This window comes from Vagococcus sp. CY53-2 (genome assembly GCF_022604695.1).
Classification (GTDB): domain Bacteria; phylum Bacillota; class Bacilli; order Lactobacillales; family Vagococcaceae; genus Vagococcus.
In genome coordinates this window covers 313611-333992 of record NZ_JALAHP010000001.1, presented here as the reverse complement: position 1 = coordinate 333992, position 20382 = coordinate 313611, and the positions used below count along the sequence as shown (strand labels likewise).

The following is a 20382-nucleotide window of genomic DNA, read 5'->3' as shown; positions in this document are numbered from 1 at the left end:
TTGATGACAATTTCAAAAGAAGAAGTACTACACGTAGCAAAATTATCGAAATTACGTTTTTCAGATAGTGAATTAGATGAGATGACAAAACATTTAGGGAAAGTCACTGACATGATGGCAAATTTAAGCCAAGTCGACACAACAGATGTACCATTTACTTCAAGTGTGACAGAAGAAACAAATGTCTTTAGAGAAGACATCGCCGTTAAAGGTGAAAGCCGTGACGAATTATTTAGCAATGTTCCTGAAACACAAGATGGTTACATTAAAGTGCCAGCAATTATGGATAACGGGGAGGCAGGAGCATAATGACTGAATTACAACAATTAACAGTAAAACAACTAAGTGAGGCGTTAAATAAAAAAGAATTAAGCTCACAAGAGGTTGTGAAAAGTGGTTTTGATTACATCAAAGAAACAGAGCCAACGATTGATGCCTTTATCACATTAAGTGAAGAAAAAGCATTAGCAGAAGCGAAAAAAATTGATGACTCACCACGTAGTGAATTAACACCTTTAGCTGGTATTCCAATTGGGATTAAAGATAATATCGTGACAAAAGACGTGTTAACAACCGCAGCAAGTAAAATGTTGTACAACTTTAACCCAATCTATTCTGCGACGGCAGTAGAAAAATTAGAATCAGCTGGACTTGTGTCTATGGGTAAATTAAACATGGACGAGTTTGCGATGGGTTCTTCAACTGAAACGTCGTACTTCAAGAAAACAAAAAATGCATGGGACCAAACAAAAGTACCTGGTGGCTCTTCAGGTGGGTCTGCTGCGAGTGTGGCAGCTGGACAAGTTCCTGCTTCTTTAGGTAGTGATACAGGTGGAAGTATCCGCCAACCAGCGTCATTTAACGGTATCGTGGGGATGAAACCAACTTATGGACGCGTTTCTCGTTATGGGTTAATTGCCTTTTCATCAAGTTTAGACCAAATTGGGCCAATGACTCGTACGGTGGAAGACAATGCCATGATTTTAAATGCGATTTCTGGACATGATGCAAAAGACAGTACAAGTTCTCGTCGTGACACACCAGATTTTACAAACTTAATTGGTCAAGACATCAAAGGAATGAAAATTGGTGTACCAAAAGAATTCATGGGTGAAGGGGTTCATCCTGATATTCGTCAAGCCGTAAAAGAAGCGGTGAAAACATTTGAAGCGCTTGGAGCAACAGTAGACGAAGTTAGTTTACCAAATGCGGTTTATGGCGTGGAAGTTTACTATATTATTGCCTCATCAGAAGCATCATCAAACTTACAACGTTTTGATGGTATTCGCTATGGTTACCGTTCAGAAAATATTTCAAACTTAGAAGACGTATATGTTAACTCACGTTCTGAAGGATTTGGTTCAGAAGTGAAACGTCGTATTATGCTTGGAACATTCTCTCTAAGCGCCGGATTTTATGATGCATACTTTAGAAAAGCTGGACAAGTTCGTACCTTGATTGTCAATGACTTTAAAAAAGTCTTTGAAAACTACGACTTGATTTTAGGACCAGTATCACCAACTGTGGCATTTGAATTTGGTGCCGCTCAAGATGATCCAATCACAGCATATATGCGTGATATCTTAACCATTCCAGTTAACTTAGCTGGTTTACCAGGCATGAGTGTTCCTGGTGGATTTTCTGAAGGATTGCCAATTGGGATTCAATTAATCGGAAATCATTTTGATGAAGAAAAAATGTATCAAGCAGCGTATGCGTTTGAACAAGCAACTGATTTCCATAAAAAACAACCTGTTATTTTAGGAGGTAAAGCATAGTGAATTTTGAAACAGTCATTGGGTTAGAAGTCCATGTAGAATTAAAAACCGAATCAAAAATCTTTTCAACGTCTGCCGCTCACTTTGGTGCAGATCCAAATACCAATACAAACGTGATTGATTTTTCAATGCCAGGTGTTTTACCTGTTTTAAATAGAGGCGCACTTGAATATGGTATGAAAGCAGCTTTAGCACTTAACTGTAAAATCAACCATCACACAAATTTTGATAGAAAAAACTATTTTTATCCAGATAATCCAAAAGCTTACCAAATTTCTCAAGATGACAAACCAATTGGCTATGATGGTTGGGTTGAAATCGAAGTAGAAGGTAAAAAGAAAAAAATCCGTATTGAACGCGTGCATTTAGAAGAAGATGCGGGTAAAAATATTCATGGTACTGATGGTTATTCATACGTCGATTTAAATCGTCAAGGCACACCACTTATTGAGATTGTATCTGAAGCAGATATGCGTTCACCTGAAGAAGCTTATGCTTATTTAGAAGCCATCCGTTCAATCATCCAATTTACTGGTGTCAGTGATGTGAAAATGGAAGAAGGGTCAATGCGTTGTGATGCCAATATTTCTCTAAGACCTTATGGACAAGAAAAATTTGGAACAAAAGCAGAACTTAAAAACTTGAACTCACTAAACTACGTGAAACAAGGACTTGCTTTTGAGGAACAACGTCAAGCAAAAGTGTTAATGTCAGGTGGCATTATCCAACAAGAAACACGTCGCTATGATGAATCAACTAAATCAACTATCTTGATGCGTGTTAAAGAAGGGGCAAGTGATTACCGTTACTTCCCAGAACCAGATATTCCATCAATTGACATTAGTGAAGAATGGGTGGAAGAAATCAGAGCATCATTACCAGAAATGCCAACAGCTAGACGTATTCGTTATGTGAGTGAACTTGGTTTACCTGAATATGATGCAATGGTATTGACTCTATCTAGTGATATGTCTGACTTCTTTGATGCCACAGTGAATAACGGAGCAGATGCCAAACAAGCCTCTAACTGGTTAATGGGTGAAGTATCAGCTTACTTAAATAGCGAGCGCTTAGAGTTACTCGAAACAAAACTAACACCAGAAAATCTTGCTGGGATGATTAATTTAATCGCAGACGGCACAATTAGTTCTAAAATTGCGAAAAAAGTGTTTAAAGAATTAATCGAAAATGGTGGAAACGCAAAAGAAGTCGTAGAAGCAAAAGGATTAGTCCAATTATCTGATCCAGCTCAATTATTGCCAATGATTAATGAGGTATTAGACAAAAATGAACAGTCAATCGAAGACTTTAAAAATGGAAAAGATCGTGCCGTTGGGTTCTTAGTTGGCCAAATTATGAAAGCAACAAAAGGAAAAGCAAATCCAGGAGTCGTGAACAAATTACTAAAAGAGGAATTATTGAAACGTTAAATTGACAACGTTCGATATGAAGGAGCAAGTTAAATGAGAGCAAGATTAATTTATAATCCAACATCTGGAAAAGAGTTGTTAAAACGAAATTTAGCAGATATTTTAATGGTGATTGAAAAAGCTGGATATGAAGCCAGTGCCTTTGCGACGACACCGGAGCCTTTTTCTGCCAAAAAAGAAGCAGCAAGAGCCGCGAATGCTGGTTTTGATTTGATTATCGCAGCAGGTGGTGATGGCACGATTAATGAAGTGATTAATGGTATTGCTCCACTAGAAAAACGCCCTAAATTAGCAGTTATTCCTGGTGGAACAACCAATGATTTTGCTCGAGCGTTGCAAATTCCGCGTGATAATGTGGTGAAAGCAGCAGAAGTGATTTTAAAAAATCAAACCATTAGATCAGATATTGGAAAAGCTGGGAACACATATTTTATGAATATCGCAGCAGGTGGTTACTTAACTGAATTGACCTATGAAGTACCATCTCATCTGAAAAGTGTTTTTGGTTATCTTGCCTATTTAGCAAAAGGAGCAGAGATGTTGCCACGAGTGAAAACAATCAAGATGCGTCTGAAATATGACGATGGTGAATTTGATGGCAAAGCATCCATGTTTTTCTTAGGGCTAACCAATTCAGTTGGTGGCTTTGAACAAATTGTTCCCGACGCTCAGTTAGATGATGGGAAATTTTCACTGATAATCGTGAAAACAGCCAATGTATTAGAAATCATGCATTTGGTTGCTTTGATGTTAAACGGTGGAAAACACATTGACGATCCTAGAATAGAATACATTAAAACGTCAAGGTTACACGCTGAAGCCTTTGATGATGATTACCGTATGATGATTAATTTAGATGGGGAATATGGTGGAGATGCCCCAATGGAATTTATAAATTACAAACAACACATAGAAATTTATGCTAATTTGGATGAAATACCTGAATCGGCTATTTCAATTGATGAAGAAGAGGCGTCTGATCGATTTATCGAAGAAGTCGAACAACTCACTCAAGAAGATATTAATGAAGACGGTACTATTTTTGGCAATAAAGAGTAGTACGTGCACTGTTTAAAAGAGAAAGAGGATTTTATGAAAAAACAAAAAATAGAAGCACCAGTGAAAAAAAATGAGCGTTTAGTTGTTGATATCGTCGATATGACCTATGACGGACGTGGAGTAGCAAAAGTGGATGGTTTCCCCATTTTTGTTGAAGCAGGGATTACGGGTGAGCGGGTAAAAATTCATGTAATGAAAGTCATGAAAAAATTTGCCTTCGCAAAAATTATGACATGGGAAACGACAAGTGAAAACCGAGTTGAAGCGGTGGAAAAAGATTTAATTCGTACAGGGATCGCCCCACTACATCATATGAGCTATGATGCGCAACTTGATTTCAAGAAAAATCAAGTGACTCAAGCGATGAAACGAATTGGTGGTTTTGATGAATTAAACGTTGCGGACGTTTTAGGTATGGAACACCCCTTTGCTTATCGTAATAAAGCACAAATTCCAGTTCGTATGATTGGTGCTGACATTGAACTTGGTTTCTTTAGAAAAAATAGTCATGACTTAATTGTGGTAGAAGACTTTTTAATTCAAGATAAAATGATTGATGAGATTTTATTATTCTTGAAAGAAAGACTTAGAAAATATTCAATCAAACCATATGATGAAAGCCAACATTCAGGACATCTTAAAAGCATCGTGATTCGCAAAGGTCACTATTCAAATGAAGTGATGGTTACTTTTGTGACACGTAAAAAGAAAATTTTCTACTTACATGATATTGTGACTGAACTGGTGGAGGCATATCCAAACGTGGTATCTGTGATGCAAAACATCCAACCAAACGTGACAAACAAAGTCTTAGACGAACGTTTGAATGTCTTATACGGTAAAGATAGCATTAGTGATGAGTTATTAGGTAAGACGTACCATATCTCAGCGCAGTCGTTCTACCAAGTAAACACTGAACAAGCTGAAAATCTTTATAAAAAAGCCATTGAGTTAGCTGATTTGAAAGAAGATGATGTGGTTCTTGATGCGTATTGTGGTATTGGAACTATTGGCTTGAGTATGGCTAACAAAGTGAAGAAAGTGTACGGCGTGGAAATCGTGCCAGAAGCGATTGAAGATGCGATTCATAACGCTGAAATCAATAACATTACAAATGTTGAATTTAAAGCCGGATCAGCTGATAAAGTTCTAAAAAATTGGACAGCAGATGGTATTAAATTTGATGTGATTGTCGTTGACCCACCAAGAAAAGGGTTAACAGAAGGCTTTATCAAACAATCAGTTGAATTACAACCAGAAAAAATTGTTTATATTTCATGTGATCCAAGTACGATGGCACGTGATATGAAACTGTTTGCTGGTTTAGGCTATACAAGTGATACTGTTTATCCAGTCGATATGTTCCCACAAACGACACATATTGAGTGTGTGACAGTGTTAAAGAGAAAATCATAACGAAAAAAGACAAGTAAAAAACTTTACTTGTCTTTTTGTATGTTATAAAAAATATAAATTACTATTAAAATAGATAAAACACGAACATTTCAAACAAAAAAACAACAAAATATAAATAAATGATTGCTATTTTTTAATAGTCACTTTATAATCAATTTTGTTAAAGATATTGACGAACAAAATATATAATGGAAGGTGTAATGTTAGGGAATGGAAAAGTTTTTTAAGTTAAAAGAAAATAATACGACTGTTTCAACAGAAATTATGGCAGGAGTTACAACATTTTTTGCCATGAGTTATATCTTATTTGTGAATCCAACTATTTTATCATTATCAGGAATGCCATTTCAAGCAGTTTTTTTAGCAACTATTATCGCATCCGCAATAGGAACGCTAATAATGGGCTTGTTTGCAAATGTTCCATATGCCCAAGCCCCAGGTATGGGATTAAATGCTTTTTTTACCTTTACAGTTGTGATGGGATTAGGTTATTCATGGGAACAAGGTTTAGCAATGGTTTTCTTATGTGGTATGATTAATATCATTATTACAATTACAAAATTAAGAAAATTAATTATTCAATCAATACCTGAAAGTTTACAACATGCTATTGGTGGAGGAATAGGAATTTTTATTGCATATGTTGGAATTAAAAATGCAGGATTTTTACACTTTACATCAGATGAGAGCGCAATTGTTTCATCAGTTGTTGATGGTGATAAAGCAACAAATGTTGTATCGAATGGGGGAATTGTTCCAGCGTTAGCGAATTTTAATAATCCTGCTATCATATTAGCCTTAATTGGATTAATTATTACAACTATTTTAGTGATAAAAAATGTAAAAGGTGCTATCTTAATAGGTATTGTTATTACAACAATTATGTCAATTCCAATGGGTGTAGTTGATTTAAGTACGATTAATTTTCAACAAAATTCTTTAGTAAACTCAATTAAAGAATTAGGTACAACATTTGGTGCAGCGTTTGGTCCAAATGGTATGCCATCACTGTTTTCTGATGCATCAAAAATTCCACAAGTATTATTAACGGTCTTAGCTTTTAGTTTGTCTGATATTTTTGATACTATTGGCACCTTTATAGGAACTGGTCGTCGTACTGGTATTTTTTCTAAGGAAGAAGAAGAGTCCGTTATGACTAGTCGAGGGATTCATTCAAAAATGGATAAAGCATTGTTTGCAGATGCTATTGCTACAACTGCAGGTGCTATTGTAGGAACAAGTAACGTGACAACCTATGTTGAGAGTGCAGCAGGCATTGGTGCAGGTGGTAGAACGGGGTTAACATCTGTCGTTGTTGCAGCAATGTTCTTATTGAGTAGCTTTTTATCCCCAGTTGTAGGAGCTGTTCCAACACAAGCAACTGCGCCGGCATTAATTTTGGTTGGCGTGATGATGATGTCATCATTTAAAGAAATTGAGTGGACCAATTTAGAAGATGCCATTCCAGCCTTCTTTACTTCAATTTTTATGGGACTAGCTTATAGTATTTCTTATGGTATTGCTGCTGGCTTTATATTTTTTGTGTTGATCAAAGTAGTTAAAGGAAAAGTAAAAGAGATTTCTCCAGTTTTATGGATCGTTACTGGACTATTTATTATTAACTTTATTGTTTTAGCAACATTATAATAAGTATTAAATAAAAAGAATAAAACGTATCTGATTAATAATTATGTCAGGTGCGTTTTTTTATGTAAAAAATGTATTAAATGGTTAAAAAAATAATTTCTAGGTTTTCAGATTATAAACCTATGTTATAATAAGAAAAGTATCATAAAGCAAGTATTTGGGGGGATTATTAATAGTGTAAATACTTATAAAAAAAATGAAGGGGGAGGAGCAAGATGATATTAACTGGAACGAGCTTGTTCAGACCTGAGATTTGGCAAAATTTACTCAACAAGTATTTAACTTTGAGTGTTTTGATCCATGTAGTAGATATATTAGTCGTTTGGTATGTTGTTTACAAGTTCTTAATGCTATTAAATGACACAAAGGCTATCCAAGTTTTTAAGGGGATCGCAGTGATTATCATTGTAAGAATCGTTAGTGATTTTTTAGGTTTAAATACTGTTTCATGGCTAATGAATCAGGTGATCACTTATGGTGTTGTCGCAGCAATTGTTATTTTTCAACCAGAAGTTAGACGAGGGCTAGAACATCTTGGTAGAGGAGCTGCCTTAACACATTCTAGCAGACAAAAAAACATGCAACAGTCTTTTATAACAGCTTTAGATGAAGCACTACAGTATATGTCTAAACGGAAAATTGGTGCGTTGATTACTATTCAACGAAATGATAATTTAATCGATATTATTGAAAGTGGTATTCCACTTGATGCAGATATTTCTAGTCAGTTATTAATTAATATTTTTATTCCAAATACTCCATTACATGATGGTGCAGTGATTATTAAAGACAATAAAATAGCATCCGCTTCAAGTTATTTACCTCTGTCTGAGAGTAATAAAATTCCAAAAGAGTTTGGAACAAGACATCGTGCTGCAATTGGTGTCAGTGAAACATCAGATGCCTTAACACTTGTTGTATCAGAAGAAACAGGAGAGGTTAGTATTACACACAATAAAATATTTCTACCTGGACTTCAACGTGAAGCGTATCTGGAAGTGTTAAAACAAGAATTATCTGATTTTAGTGAAGAAGAGTCACAATCAGGTATTGCGTTGTTTATTGAAGACGTAAAAAAAAGCTTTAAAAAAGGAGGCAAAAAAGATGAAAAATGATAGTAGATCACCTTGGTTTATTCGAATTTTATCTCTCTTTTTTGCTATTCTATTATATTATAATGCTAATTCGTTTGTTATTTCGAATAAATCCGTTACAGGAACGATGAAAGAATTGCAAGCAACAGCTGAAAATGTACCTGTCAATGTAACGTATAATCAAGATAAATACTTTATTTCTGGTTACCAAGAAACCGTTTCTGTTGATTTAACAAGTAATAATAAAATTTTACTTGATAAAGAATCCAATGCTGAGACACGAGGATTTTCAGTTGTCATGGACTTAACTAAATATAATGTAGGAACACATGAGGTACCTTTAGAGGTAGTTGGGTTGCCTAATTCTGTTAAGGGAACTATTAAGCCAAGCAAACTATCAGTAACGATCGAAAATAAGGATAGTAATACATTCAAAGTGGAACCGGCAATTGATAATAAAATTTATCAAGAGGGTTACTCAACAAATGAAGCAACAATTGACCCGATGACTGTAAAAGTAAGTGGTTCAGAAGCATCTGTCAAAGAAGTAGACAGAGTGATTGCAGGTGTGAGTGATAAAACAAATGTGACAAGCAATTTTTCTGAAAGAGTCAAACCTTATGCAGTCAATAAATCTGGCGAGCCCCTTGATGTAAAAATTGAACCTGAAACAGTTAGTGTGAATGTAAAAGTAACGGTCCCAAGCAAACGAGTAAAAGTTACACCTGTTCAGTCAGGAACGATACCTAAAGGGATAAAAGATTTTACCTTTACTATTAAAGATGACATGGTTGATATTGAAGGGCCTAAAGAAGTACTAGATGAAATAAACGGTATTGAATTAAAAATTGATACAAGTAATATTAAAGAAACGGTAACTAGCTCATATGCTGTTGTTGTTCCAAATGGAGTGAAAGTTATTCCAGAAACTGTCTCAGTGACAGTTAAACCAAATGAAGTAAAAACATCAACGAGTGATAGTTCGAGTAAATAAAATAAAAGAATAAATTGTAAATTGAGTTAGGAGATAAAAAAATGGGTAAATATTTTGGAACTGATGGTGTTAGAGGAATAGCCAATAAAGAATTGACACCAGAGTTAGCATTTAAAATCGGACGTTGTGGAGGACATGTTTTATGTCAGCACAGCCATTTGACAGAAGGAAAACCACAGGTATTAGTAGGCAGAGATACGCGAATTTCTGGTCAATTATTAGAACAAGCATTAATTTCTGGATTGTTATCAGTTGGAATCGAAGTATTGCAACTTGGCGTTATTTCAACTCCTGGTGTGGCTTATTTAACAAGAACACAAAAAGCAGCTGCTGGTGTTATGATTTCAGCATCACATAATCCTGCTGAAGATAATGGGATTAAATTCTTTGGTCCTGATGGCTTCAAATTATCTGATGAAGAGGAAGAGGAGATTGAGGTATTATTAGATGCGGAAACAGATTTATTGCCTCGTCCATCAGCTTTAGGGCTAGGAACATTGAATATCTACCGTGAGGGTTCTCAAAAATATATTGAATTCTTGAAAAAAACGGTATCTGAATCGTTGAATGGATTAACTGTTTGTCTAGATGGAGCAAACGGTGCAACTAGTCCATTGATTAATCAATTATTTGCTGATTTAGATACTGATTTCTATACAATGGGAGTAAGACCAGATGGATTAAATATTAATGACGGTGTAGGATCGACTCATCCTGAAGAATTAACTAAATTTGTTGTTGAAAAAGAAGCAGACTTAGGCTTGGCATTTGATGGTGATGGTGATCGCGTAATAGCAGTTGATGAAAATGGTCAAATTGTTGATGGAGATAAAATTTTATATATTTGCGGAAAATATCTTGCATCAAACGATGAATTGAATAAAAATACGATTGTTGCAACAGTTATGAGTAACTTAGGTTTCCATAAAGCTGTTGAAGAAGCTGGCTTAGCAGCTGTAACAACTCAAGTAGGAGATCGTTATGTTGTAGAAGAAATGAGAAAGTCTGGTTACAATCTTGGTGGAGAACAATCTGGACATATTGTTTTCTTACAACATAATACAACTGGTGATGGTTTATTATCTGGTATTCAACTAATGCAAGTGATGAAATCTTCCGGTAAAAAATTATCTGAATTAGTAGCGGATATTGAAGAATATCCCCAAAAATTGGTTAATATTAAAGTATCAGATAAATATGGTGCAATGGATGTTCCGGCGATTAAAGCAGTAATTGAAGAAGTAGAAGGAGAAATGGACGGCGATGGTCGTGTCTTAGTAAGACCTTCAGGAACTGAACCGCTATTACGTGTGATGGCCGAAGCACCAACAGAAGAAAAAGTAAATTATTATGTAGAAAAAATTGCGAATGTCGTGATTCAAGAAATAGGAATTTAAGGTTTGCAAAAAATGATGTTATTCAGGGATGATAACATCATTTTTTTGTCTATACCAAAATGACATAAAAAGAAAGATAAATTTATTTTAATGTTGACTGAAAGTTTATTAAAGGTTATTATAATCTTGTTTCTATTTTTTATTACTATTTAAGGTATCTATACCAATTTAGCGCCAGACCTTTTTAGGTGACGAGGAATGAGTTTATCGAAAATTCGGCGGGTGGCTCATAGGGTTTGCACTCTTAGGATAAAGACAAAATAGCAAGGGAACTTGTTTGACAAAACTTTATTCATGCAAAAAAATAGAAACAACTATTTTAAAAGAAAGTTGGAAATATGAATGTGTGGAATAGTTGGAGTAATCGGAAACAACCAAGCGAAAGATATCTTGTTAACAGGATTAGAAAAATTAGAATATAGAGGCTATGATTCAGCAGGAATTATGGTAGCGGATGATACAGAAGCTTACCTTGTTAAAGCACCAGGTCGTGTGAGTGAATTAAAAGCTTTGGCTAATAACATTCCTGAAGGCCATATTGGAATTGGTCATACACGTTGGGCAACGCATGGTGTACCAAATACAGAAAATGCACACCCACATCAATCAACAAGTGGAAAATTCTGTTTAGTACATAATGGCGTGATTGAAAATTATTTAGAGTTAAAAAATGATTATTTAACTGATATCGCCTTAAAAGGGGATACAGATAGTGAGATTGTCGTTGAATTGGTTGATTATTTTTATCGTCAAGGTAAAACGCCTTTTGAAGCATTTAAAGCAGCTTTAGACAAAGTAGAAGGTTCTTATGCGATTGCATTAATGGACGTAGAAGATAGCAACACACTATACCTTGCGAAAAATAAAAGCCCATTACTAATCGGACTTGGCGAAAATTGCCATTATGTTGGTAGTGATGCAATGGCCATGATTAATGAAACAAATGAATTTGTTGAAATTAAAGATGGTGAACGCATTATTTTAACACCAGGTGAGTTGACTATTTTTGATAGAGAGTCAAATAAATTATCACGTGAGTCTTTTGTGGCTGATATTGATGCAACAGACACTGAAAAAGGTTTATACCCTCATTACATGTTAAAAGAAATTGATGAGCAACCAAGTGTGATGAGAAAATTAATTTCTGAATATTTAACAGAAGATGGCAAGACAACAATTGATGAAGATATTATCTCTCATATGGCATCAAGTGATCGTATCTATATCGTTGGATGCGGTACAAGTTGGCATGCCGGTTTAGTTGGTAAAAAAATCATTGAAGAGTTAACGCATATTCCAGTTGAAGTACATTTAGCTAGTGAGATGGGCTATGATATGCCAATTTTATCAGAGAAGCCTTTCTTCATTTTCTTAACGCAAAGTGGTGAAACAGCTGATAGTCGTCAAGTATTGGTTAAAGTAAATGAATTGAATTTACCATCACTGACTATTACGAACGTAAAAGGTTCTACACTATCACGTGAAGCGACCTACACGTTATTATTACATGCCGGTCCAGAAATTGCCGTAGCATCAACAAAAGCTTATACGTCTCAAATTGCAGTTATGGCTTATTTAGCACAATCTATTGGATTAAAAAAAGGATTAGAAAAAGCGTCATCAATTGATTTAGCTCATGAGATGGCAATTATCGCCTCTGTAATGGATTCAATGATTAGTGAAAAAGAATTAATAGCTGGTCTTAGCGAGTCGCTCTTAGGAACAACACGCAATGCCTTCTTTATTGGTCGTGGACTAGATTATGCCGTATCGATGGAAGCAGCGCTTAAATTAAAAGAAATTTCTTATATTCAAGCAGAAGGATTTGCTGCTGGGGAATTAAAACATGGAACCATTGCCTTGATTGAAGAAGGCACACCAGTCATTTCGATTATCACAGATGAAAAAACAGCCAGTCATACACGCGGAAACGCAAAAGAAGTGGAAAGTCGTGGGGCAAATGTTTTAACAATCTCACTTGAAAATGTCGCACATGAAGGCGACGAACTCGTGTTGTTGCCAGTACATGAACTACTAACACCACTAGTTAGTGTGGTGCCGTTACAATTATTAGCATATTATGCCAGTTTGCAAAGAGGATTAGATGTTGATAAACCACGTAACTTAGCAAAAAGTGTGACAGTAGAATAAACAATTAAAACCAATTTTCTTAAGTGAAGGTTGGTTTTTTTGTATAATATTTAAAAAGAGTGGAGTGGTTAAAAATTAAATTTGCTCAATTACTTCAGTTGTGACTCATAAAGAGTCGTTTAAAGAAAATATTTTATATCATTTTGATAAGAAAATCGAAAAATTATTTAAAAATGTTGTTATATCAGTAGATAAAAAATGAAAAAGTCACTATTAGTGGAAAAGATATCATAAAAAAATTTACTATATCTGATTTAAATGACAAATGATTGGTTGACGATTTAGGCAATGAATATGAACTAGCTTATACTATAGATAACACAATAATCAAAAGATATTTTTACATAACAAAAAGTCGAAAATTGAATTAATTTTCGACTTTTTGTTATGTTTTAATTTAATCTTCAATATTTGTTTGTAGAAAGGATGTTTCATTGTAATTAATTCCTTGGCGTAGTTGATTTGCCATAGTATTAGAAATTCGCCCTTGTTCAAGAAGCTTTTGAATCATACCTCTTTCTTCATCAAGAGCCCTTAAAAAATAATCTCTGTATATCTCTTGATAAGATGATTCTTGAATAAGATGATAATGCTGAATGCGATGTATCTTACTTGTATATTCCATCATAAGTTGGTTTAAAATATTATATTTTACTGTAAAATATTTGTCTGCTTTATCTAAATTATTTTGACAATCATTTAACATATCAAAAGTTGCTTCAGAACTTTTAACTTCTAATAAGGTAATTTTTTTAACATTATCTAATTGGGATTTTTCAGGTTGTCGTTTTAGAAAAGTCTGATATACGATTCTTTTGATTTTTTTCTGAACTTTGTACAAAGAACGTTGTATGATGATTTTAACATTACTTGAATGGGCACGTTGTTTGTATTCAAGCATTTTTAAATAGTTTTGTTCAATTTTTTTAGGTAATGCTAGTTGAGGTAGTATCTCCATTACTTTATTTGTTTCAAAATCTGCTGCTTGGCATCTATAATCTGATTCTAATTCATAATAAACAGTGTTAGATGTATGATTATCATCTAAGTATAAGAAACGTAACTGCTTATCAAAATCTTGTAGAATATCGTTAATAATTAATTGATTTTCATTATTTAACTCTTGCTGTAAGGATTGAATGGCTCGTTTAGTCATTAATTTTCTAGCTTCTATTTCAGGTAGTTGAGATGAATTATTTGAGTCATCAATAGGTTCTTGTGTTCCTTCATCCCCGGCTAAGATCAATCGCTTTTTCTGTTTTGTGAAAATAGGCAATGTAATCACAGCGACTAGTAAACTTGCTAAAATAACGCCACTAGCTAAAAAGATAATCAGATATCGTTCTTGGAATACCGCACCATTTGGTAAAAAGAATGGAATAGATAAAACCATCGCCATAGTAACAGCTCCCCTAACACCAGTTAATCCCGTTAAAATAGCAATAGAAAATTTGGGCTTTAGTTGGATGTTATCTTTTGCTTTAAAGTAATGATACCACATGTAAGCATACGTCCATAATGTTCTTATTATCATCAGTATAAGCCACACGATGATAACATAAAGGATTAACAGAGCATTATTAATAGTAGGATTAATAATGGCTCCACGCATAGCATAAGGAAGAGTTGTACCTAATACGACAAAAACAATGCCATTTAGCAAGTAAATAATAATATCCCATAATTTATTGGTTACAATTTTTATCTCAGAAAATTGTCCTCTAAATAATGGCTCTTGCTGAATGGCCATAACACCTGAAACGACTACTGCAATAACTCCTGATGCCCGAACGATTTCTGCCATAATAAAAATAACAAAAGGCGTCATTACTTGAAGAGACGAATGTAAAATAACATCTTGAATGCCTTGCCTTAACAAACTCCTTTGAATCAAATAGATTAGTCGACTGATGATATAGCCAGTCAGTGTACCGATTAAAGTCATATAAATAAAGTCACCAGAGGCTTGTCTTAATGAGAAAGTGCCAGTTAGAAAGGCCGCTAGTGCATATTTAAAAGCGATTAATCCACTAGCATCATTAATCAAACTCTCCCCACTGATTAACGTTAAAATTCGTTTAGGAAGTTTTACTTGTTCAGCGATACCTTGAACTGCTACTGGATCGGTTGGTGATAATACAGCTGCCAAAGCAAAGGCTAATGGCAAGCTGACTTGTGGGATAAATAAATTAATTAATAGTCCTCCTGCAATTGTAGTAAGAAAGACAAGGAAAATAGCATTAGCAAAAATTGGAGCTCGTAGTTCCCATAATTCTTTCTTTGGAAAATGCTTGGCATCATTGTATAAAAGTGGTGCTACAAATAACAACATAAACCAATCAGTTTGTAATTCTATATCTAAATGTAAAAATAATGCGGCAATAACACCAACGGCTATTTCAATTAATGCGGTAGGAACTGCCACAAGATAGTGACTGATAATATTAGATAGAATAACGAGTATAATCAGTAAAATAGTGGTTTCTAATACTGCCATAGCTTCACCTCCATTTTTTGTATATAATAAGTATAGCAAAAATCTGTATGAATAATAGCCTTTTCTAATAAAACAGTGTTAAAATTATTATGTGTTAACAATCTTGGGATATTGTTCGTTTTAATATAAACGTTAACATGTTATTCTATAATGAGGGGATTGTGAGAACGAAAGTGGGTAAAAAGATGTTAGAAATAAATAACGTAACAAAAACGTTTGGTACAGGAGATTCATTATTTCAAGCACTAAAGGGAGTGAGCCTCAGTGTAAAAGAGGGTGAATTTGTTGGCATTATGGGTCCTTCTGGAAGTGGTAAATCAACTCTTCTAAATCTCGTTGGTACAATAGATCAGCCTTCATCAGGAAACATCACAATTGATGGTGAACGAGCGTCGAATTTAAATCAAGAGGATTTAGCAAAATTTAGACGAAATCAATTAGGGTTTGTATTTCAAGGATTTAACTTGATACCCACCTTAACCGTAGCAGAAAATATTGTGCTACCATTGACACTAGATGGTGAAAAAGTTAGTGTTATGACAAAAAAATTAAATGATATCTCTGAAGTATTAGGTATTGAATCATTGTTAAACAAACGAATTAGTAATATTTCTGGTGGACAAGCACAACGTGTTGCTATTGCACGTTCAATGATTCATGAACCAAAGTTATTACTAGCAGATGAACCAACTGGAAATTTAGACACGAAATCATCAAAAGACGTTATGAGATTATTATCAGAGTTAAATACTAGACTTAATTCTACGATTTTAATGGTGACGCATGATGTTCTTGCTGCAAGTTATTGTCAGCGTATTGTGTTTATTAAAGATGGTGAATTAAGCGATGAAATTAGTCGACATAGTTCTCAAAGTGAGTTTTATGATGATATTCTATTTAGTTTGAGGCAGTTGGAAGGTGAAGTATATGACTTTTAAGGAATTTATTTATAAAAATACTATTCGAAATAAACCATTATATCTAGCCTATTTTTTAAGCACGTTAACAACTGTCATGACGTTTTTAACTTTTTTAACTTTCTCTAATCATCCATCTCTTGGTGAATCATCTATGCATCCGTTTGTTATAGTGGGCATGAATCTATCGTCAAGTATTATTTATATTTTTTCATTTTTTTACGTGTTATATTCTATGGACATCTTTCTCCAATCACGTAAGAAAGAATTTGGTTTGTTGTTAATCCAAGGGATGTCTCCAAAACAGTTAAGAAAGATGATTTTTCAAGAAAATACTATAGTGGGATTTTTTGCCACAGTTATTGGTATTCTAGCTGGCTTAATATTTTCACAAGTGCTATTATTTTTGAGTAAAAAGATATTAATGGTTCAATTAGCTTTTTATTTTCCATTAAAGTCAATTGTGATAACGTTTGTCGCGTTTACTATTCTATTCTTTTTGAGTTCTTTCTTTATTCAGTTTAAGATTCCTAAAATGGACATTCAAGAATTGATTAAAAGTGAAGATTTAGGAAAAGAGGAAATCAAATCATCCAAGATAAAATCGATTTTTGCCTTATTATTTATTGGAATGGGGTATGCGATTGCTTTGTACGCTCAAGGTATGCAGGTTTTTGTGGCTATGATACCTGTCGTATTGATAGTAATTATTGGGACTTATTTTTTGTTTAATCAGTTAAGTATTCTCGTTGTTACACAACTACAAAAAAATAAACAACGGTTTTGGAAAAAAACGAATATGCTAGTCTATTCAGATTTGGTCTTTCGGATGAAAGATAATGCACGGTCATTTTTTTTGGTAGCAATCATCACAACTGTTGTGTTCGCTGCTATTGGCTCTTTAGCAGGGTTAAAAGAAATGACAGTTGCTTCTGTCAATGCGATGACTTATGACTTTTATTTATCAGACTCTGATGGTAATCAAGAAAGATTAGTTAATAATTTAGAGGCAGTTCAAAGTAAAATGGATAATCAAGACTTAAATATGACAGAACTTCGTATGAAAGTGGTCTATGTTCCAGAATCTAAAAATCAAAATGGGTACAGAGTCATTAGTACAAATGGGTATAATAACATTGCAAAATATACTAAAAATAAAAAAATATTGGATACTAATCAGTCTTATCGATTAAATATTGATAGTAACCTATTATCAGGGCAACCTCAAACAAGCTACTTAAAAGAGTTACCATTACCTGATGGAACAAGTGTATCTGTGAATAATTTTGAGGTGGAAAAAGTGGTTCTGCCTGGTTTTCAAAATGTGTATGTAGTACCTAAAACAGTTTATAGTCAATTTGCTAAAAAATATGGGATTCAGCAAGAAATTGGATGGATGGGCAATCCGAAAGATCACGATCAACAGTTAAAGGTTGCGACACACTTAAAAGAAATTGAAGGTCTTCAAAGTAAGCCATTAATTATTGAATCCATTACAGAAACTTATACACCTGTATTATTTGTCGGCTTTTTTATTGGTGCTATTTTCTTTGTGTCTGCTGGTAGTTTTTTATATTTTAGGTTATATAGTGATATGGCAGTAGATATTCAAAAATTTAAAATAGTTTATAAATTAGGACTTAGTCGCAAAGAAATCAAGAAGACCGTTTATAGACAAGTTGGCATTTTATTTTTTACTCCAATTATAGTGTCTTCTGTTCATGGATTAGTAGCGTTAAAAGCAATGTATGCTTTATTTAATCAAAGATTACAAATGATGGCATTTATGATTATAGGTCTATTTTTAGTTATACAAATTATTTATTATTTAATCGCAAGTCATTTTTATTTTAGAAAATTATATCAAGAGGTCACTATAGAATAGAAAACAGAGTAATTGGTTTGTCTTCACTCTGAGACGATTTTCTTCTTCCAAAATCGTCTCTTTTTTTCTAAAACCATGTATAAACAAACAAAAAATCTCTCGTATTTTGTTTGTTCATCCACTAAAAATATGCGAACAGTATTGCTTCATTCAATCCTGTTCTTACAAGTCAAAAGCATCGAATCGTCCTCGTACGATTCAACAAAAAAAGTAGTCGTTTTTGGACGACTACTAAGTTCTAAACATTCATTACCCAAAATCAATTTGGTCTAACGTCGTTTCTCGACTAGCTTGATCTAATCCAAGATACGTTAAGGTCATAGCATCACTTGAATGGTTTAATAAATGCATCACTAAACCAATATTATAGTTTGACTACGTATAGCCCCGATAGTCGCCTGTTTTACGCATGGTATGCGTTCCTAGATAGTTAATTCCTAAAAGATCACCAACTCGTGCCATAATCTTATAAAACTGTTTCTCAGTAATAGGACGATCAGGACGAGAAGTTGAAGGAAATAACCACTCTGAATTCATATTTTGTTGGATGAGCCATGCATGATAAAGCGTTAAATCTTGTTGGACAGGTTTTAAATATAACGTATTTCCCTTACCTGTTTTTTGATCATGAATAAATGCAGTTTGTTTGACTGTTCCATCAAGATTAAAGACATCTGTTTTTCTTAATTTCATGACGTCACTCACACGTAGAAAGGGCGCTTTCCCAGCTTGGAAAATTGTACAGTTGCGACGACCAGCACGAAAACTATCAAGTAGTGTATCCTGCACCATTTTTAAGATATTTGAATCTTTGATATAAAGATAAAGAACGCTCCATTGATTTCAGTTTTAAAAATCGATTAGAAGAAAAACTAAGTGATTTCGTCGTAATTTTAGAAGCTGGAAAATTGACAACAATGGGAATTATTAATGCTCATAAAGAATTAGCTATAATTGGAAGTGACGTTAAAGACTGGTCTACTTACTCTTCCAGTAATTACCTGAAATAAAATTCAAAATAATTTGTAGAATTAAACCTAGCATTTAAACAGTGTAAATTTATAGTAAACTTCATTGATATATAAGCGTTTGTGATAATTTGGTTTACAGTTAGATGAAAATAAAACAAAATCAAAACTATATAAAAAGTCACTAAAAATGAGTTCAGCAGGCAGGAAATGGCACCTTAAGTGGTGCTTATTTTTTTTAAAAATTTTTGTACATTTTTGAAGTTAGGTCAAGTAATACTCCAAGAAGTTCATTATGATCACCAATCATATCAAATAATTGGTCTTCTGATAAAACACCACATTTTACTGGGATCTTTTCAATTTCCATATATTCAAACCATTTTTCACTACCATAAAAATTTTTTAATTCAATATAATTATTGTAAATTGAGTTAAATTTTTCAACACTATCAATTAAATTAGTTAAGACTGGCATAAAAGTGTCATATTTGTTTTCCATTTGTTGAATCAGCTCTATATCTTTGTTATCCATTTGAGAATCCTCACTTTTTTAGCAATTATCTCAAAAAGCAATTTTTAATGCAATCATTAGTATTTAATAAAGTTATATTTAATGTTGAGATTGCCATTCTAAGCACGTCTAGATCACTGGAATGAGTGATTGCGCTTGATATTGTGCCAATTGGAAGAGATTCAAAAAATTGTATTTGTGATTCTTCGTTTTGCGAAGAATCAACCGATTATTTTATCATTTAAGACTTCTATTTGCTTTTTAAGGGCTTTAAAGCTATCATTCTCTGCCTTGTATTCTTCCAGCAATTTTTTATCTTGTAGGGCTAAACGTTGTTGCTGATCTAGCAGATTTTGCATTTGTGCAATTTGAATGTTTTTATTTTCTATTTGTTTATCTTTAACTGCTAATTGTTTATCCCTATTTTTCTTAACTTCTTCAATTTCATTTAACAAATATTGATTAATATTCGGTTCTTTTTGTTTGTCGGTTTTTGTTTGTCAATGATTTTATATGATATTGAATAGCTTGTTTGGAAACACCTAACTCATCCGCCAGCTCTTTAATCGTTTTCAATCCTTCACTCATTGTTTTTACCTTGTATCTTTTTAGGCACACCAATTGTAAAAGCATCA

At 33.7% G+C, this 20382-nt stretch carries 14 protein-coding genes and 2 pseudogenes; 12 read left to right on the top strand and 4 right to left on the bottom strand.

The genetic code is table 11. From position 1 onward, the window contains the following. Window positions 1-3 precede the first annotated feature (3 nt). From gatC to glmS, 10 genes are all read left to right on the top strand, one after another. Window positions 4-309, top strand: a complete 306-nt coding sequence (gene gatC, locus MN581_RS01635) for an Asp-tRNA(Asn)/Glu-tRNA(Gln) amidotransferase subunit GatC (RefSeq protein WP_241699043.1) — start codon at window positions 4-6, stop codon at window positions 307-309. Next, window positions 309-1778 (top strand): Asp-tRNA(Asn)/Glu-tRNA(Gln) amidotransferase subunit GatA, encoded by a 1470-nt coding sequence (gene gatA / locus MN581_RS01630; protein WP_241699042.1) that lies wholly within the window; start codon window positions 309-311, stop codon window positions 1776-1778. The genes gatC and gatA overlap by 1 nt, the downstream gene beginning before the upstream one ends. Continuing rightward, a complete protein-coding gene (gene gatB, locus MN581_RS01625; protein ID WP_117972795.1) occupies window positions 1778-3208 on the top strand; it encodes an Asp-tRNA(Asn)/Glu-tRNA(Gln) amidotransferase subunit GatB in 1431 nt (476 codons plus the stop codon). The genes gatA and gatB overlap by 1 nt, the downstream gene beginning before the upstream one ends. Window positions 3209-3241: 33 nt before the next feature. Continuing rightward, on the top strand, window positions 3242-4267 hold the full coding sequence (locus MN581_RS01620; protein WP_117972794.1) for a diacylglycerol kinase: 1026 nt from the start codon (window positions 3242-3244) through the stop codon (window positions 4265-4267). A 33-nt stretch (window positions 4268-4300) separates the two neighbouring features. Beyond that, window positions 4301-5683, top strand: a complete 1383-nt coding sequence (gene rlmD / locus MN581_RS01615; RefSeq protein WP_241699041.1) for a 23S rRNA (uracil(1939)-C(5))-methyltransferase RlmD — start codon at window positions 4301-4303, stop codon at window positions 5681-5683. 210 nt (window positions 5684-5893) lie between these two features. Beyond that, window positions 5894-7330: an NCS2 family permease gene (locus tag MN581_RS01610; protein WP_241699040.1), complete on the top strand. Its 1437-nt coding sequence runs from the start codon at window positions 5894-5896 to the stop codon at window positions 7328-7330. A gap of 215 nt (window positions 7331-7545) precedes the next feature. Beyond that, window positions 7546-8445: a diadenylate cyclase CdaA gene (cdaA, locus tag MN581_RS01605; protein WP_241699039.1), complete on the top strand. Its 900-nt coding sequence runs from the start codon at window positions 7546-7548 to the stop codon at window positions 8443-8445. Next, window positions 8435-9418 (top strand): CdaR family protein, encoded by a 984-nt coding sequence (locus MN581_RS01600; RefSeq protein WP_241699038.1) that lies wholly within the window; start codon window positions 8435-8437, stop codon window positions 9416-9418. The genes cdaA and MN581_RS01600 overlap by 11 nt, the downstream gene beginning before the upstream one ends. Window positions 9419-9459: 41 nt before the next feature. Further along, on the top strand, window positions 9460-10815 hold the full coding sequence (gene glmM, locus MN581_RS01595; RefSeq protein WP_241699037.1) for a phosphoglucosamine mutase: 1356 nt from the start codon (window positions 9460-9462) through the stop codon (window positions 10813-10815). A 342-nt stretch (window positions 10816-11157) separates the two neighbouring features. Further along, on the top strand, window positions 11158-12966 hold the full coding sequence (gene glmS, locus MN581_RS01590) for a glutamine--fructose-6-phosphate transaminase (isomerizing) (protein ID WP_241699036.1): 1809 nt from the start codon (window positions 11158-11160) through the stop codon (window positions 12964-12966). Window positions 12967-13363: 397 nt separating this feature from the next. Here glmS and MN581_RS01585 read toward each other — a convergent pair whose 3' ends face one another. Next, window positions 13364-15463, bottom strand: a complete 2100-nt coding sequence (locus tag MN581_RS01585; RefSeq protein ID WP_117972787.1) for a Na+/H+ antiporter — start codon at window positions 15461-15463, stop codon at window positions 13364-13366. 185 nt (window positions 15464-15648) lie between these two features. Between MN581_RS01585 and MN581_RS01580 the strand changes: the two genes are divergently transcribed. Beyond that, the gene (locus MN581_RS01580) at window positions 15649-16401 is read left to right on the top strand and encodes an ABC transporter ATP-binding protein (protein WP_241699219.1); all 753 of its coding nucleotides are present in this window, start codon (window positions 15649-15651) and stop codon (window positions 16399-16401) included. After that, window positions 16391-18265, top strand: a complete 1875-nt coding sequence (locus MN581_RS01575) for an ABC transporter permease (RefSeq protein ID WP_241699035.1) — start codon at window positions 16391-16393, stop codon at window positions 18263-18265. The genes MN581_RS01580 and MN581_RS01575 overlap by 11 nt, the downstream gene beginning before the upstream one ends. 249 nt (window positions 18266-18514) lie before the next feature. Here the strand turns inward: MN581_RS01575 and MN581_RS01570 are convergent. The 3 genes and pseudogenes from MN581_RS01570 to MN581_RS01560 all read right to left on the bottom strand — a co-directional run. Next, window positions 18515-19057, bottom strand: a pseudogene (locus MN581_RS01570) (tyrosine-type recombinase/integrase). A gap of 414 nt (window positions 19058-19471) precedes the next feature. Then, the gene (locus MN581_RS01565; RefSeq protein WP_117972785.1) at window positions 19472-19768 is read right to left on the bottom strand and encodes a DUF4298 domain-containing protein; all 297 of its coding nucleotides are present in this window, start codon (window positions 19766-19768) and stop codon (window positions 19472-19474) included. Between the two features lie 263 nt (window positions 19769-20031). After that, window positions 20032-20335 (bottom strand): annotated as a pseudogene (locus MN581_RS01560) (HTH domain-containing protein); the annotation flags it as partial. Window positions 20336-20382: the final 47 nt, after the last annotated feature.